The organism is Pseudokineococcus marinus, assembly GCF_013004605.1.
GTDB lineage: Bacteria > Actinomycetota > Actinomycetes > Actinomycetales > Quadrisphaeraceae > Pseudokineococcus > Pseudokineococcus marinus.
The window spans coordinates 1-1,946 of record NZ_JABEMA010000440.1; the positions used below are offsets into that span (position 1 = coordinate 1).

The 1,946-nt window shown below is 77.5% G+C and carries 2 protein-coding genes; both read right to left on the reverse strand.

What is annotated here, in order from left to right; genetic code table 11:
- The coding region (locus HLB09_RS16390; RefSeq protein WP_246235668.1) for a histidine kinase at positions 1-719 on the reverse strand (719 nt) is incomplete at its 3' end.
- A gap of 72 nt (positions 720-791) precedes the next feature.
- A partial coding sequence (gene ftsY / locus HLB09_RS16395; protein ID WP_171204370.1) for a signal recognition particle-docking protein FtsY occupies positions 792-1,946 on the reverse strand: 1,155 nt, incomplete at its 5' end.

The window sequence follows — 1,946 nt, forward strand, 5'->3', positions numbered from 1 at the left end:
CCCGCCCCGTCGTCCGCGCCCCGCTCGAGCACGCGGCGGGCCGCCGCGGCGCGCACACCGGTGGTGCTGACGTGGTGGGCGACGACGTCGTGGAGCTCGCGGGCGATGCGCAGGCGCTCGGCGACGACGGCCGCCCGGGCGGCGCGCTCCTGCTCCCGGCGCAGCTCCGCGGCCGTGCGGTGCAGGGCGGCGCGGTCGCGCGCGCCGAGCCACAGCGCCCGCCCGCCGAGGAGGGCCCCCGCGAAGTACACGACGTTGATGAGCGCCGTCAGGCCCACGAGGGCGGCCGACGTGGGCCCGGTGCCGACCGGTAGGAGGACGACGCGCAGCAGGTACCAGCCGGCCATCGCCGTGAGGACGACGGCCCAGACGACCGCGAGCCTCCGGCGGTCGCGCGCCCACGCCGTCCCGGACAGGAGCACGAGGAAGAGGACGAGGTTGAGCGTGAAGGTCGCCGCCGAGGCGAGGTGCCGCTCGCCGAGGGCGACGAAGGCCCCGGTCGACACCACCATCGCCGTCAGCGGCAGGAGGCGCCGCACGGCCAGCGGCGCGGCGACGAGGACGGTCCACGCGACGTCCTCGACCCGGGCGGGCGCCGCCTGCGGCAGCGCGTCCGAGACGGCCCGCGTCAGCTCCAGCCCGAGGACGCACGTCGTCGTCGCGAGCACGCCCCAGCCGACGTCGGCCAGCAGCGCGCGGTGCCCGGGGCGGGGCCGCACCCACCCCTCGTCGCCCCCGGCCGCGGGCGGGGCTCCCGACGCGCCGGCCACGGCCCCCGCGCCCATGCGGCGTCAGGCGAGGAGGGCGTCGACGAACGCGCGGGGCTCGAACGGCGCGAGGTCGTCCGCGCCCTCGCCGAGCCCGACGAGCTTGACCGGGACGCCGAGCTGGCGCTGGACGGAGACGACGATCCCGCCCTTGGCGGTGCCGTCGAGCTTGGTGAGGACGATGCCGGTGACGTCGACGGCCTCGGAGAAGACCTTGGCCTGCTGCAGCCCGTTCTGGCCGGTCGTCGCGTCGAGGACGAGGAGCACCTCGTCGATGGTCCCGGCGCCGTCGAGGGCCTTCTCGGCCACGCGCTTGACCTTGCCCAGCTCGTCCATGAGACCCACCTTGTTCTGCAGCCGGCCCGCGGTGTCGAGCAGCACGACGTCGACCTCGCCCTCCCGGCCGGCGCGCACGGCGTCGAAGGCGACCGAGGCGGGGTCGGCGCCGTCGGTGAAGGAGCGGACCGTCGGCACGCCGACGCGCTCGCCCCACGTCTGCAGCTGGTCGGCGGCGGCGGCGCGGAAGGTGTCGGCGGCGCCCAGGACGACGTCCTTGTCCTCCGCCACGAGGACGCGCGCCAGCTTGCCGACGGTCGTCGTCTTGCCCGTGCCGTTGACGCCGACGACGAGGACGACGGCGGGGCGGCCGTCGTGCGGCGTCGTCGCGAGGGACCGGTCGACGTCCGGGCCGACGAGCTCGAGGAGCTCCTCGGCGAGGAGGGATCGCAGCGCGTCGGCGTCACGCGTGCCGAGCACCCGGACCCGCTCGCGGAGACGCTCGACGAGCTCCTCGGTGGGGCCGGCTCCCAGGTCGGCCAGCAGGAGGGTCTCCTCGACCTCCTCCCACGTGGCCTCGTCCACGCGCTCGCGCGAGAGGAGGGCGAGCAGGCCCTGGCCGAGGGCGGTGTTCGAGCGGGAGAGGCGCTCGCGGAGGCGGACGAGGCGCCCGGTCGCCGGCTCGGGGCGCTCCAGCTGGGGGCCCGCCTCCGCCTCGACCGGCGCCTCGGAGGCGTCGACCTCGTCGAGCGCGGGCAGCTCCTCGACCGTGCGCGTCGGCGTGTCCCGGGGCTCCTGGTCGTCGTCGCCGACGCCGGGGGCGTAGTCGAGGCCGGGGCGCGGGCGCGAGGGCGGCAGCTCCTCGACGTCGCGGCCGCGCGCGCGCGGCGCACCAGCGCGGCG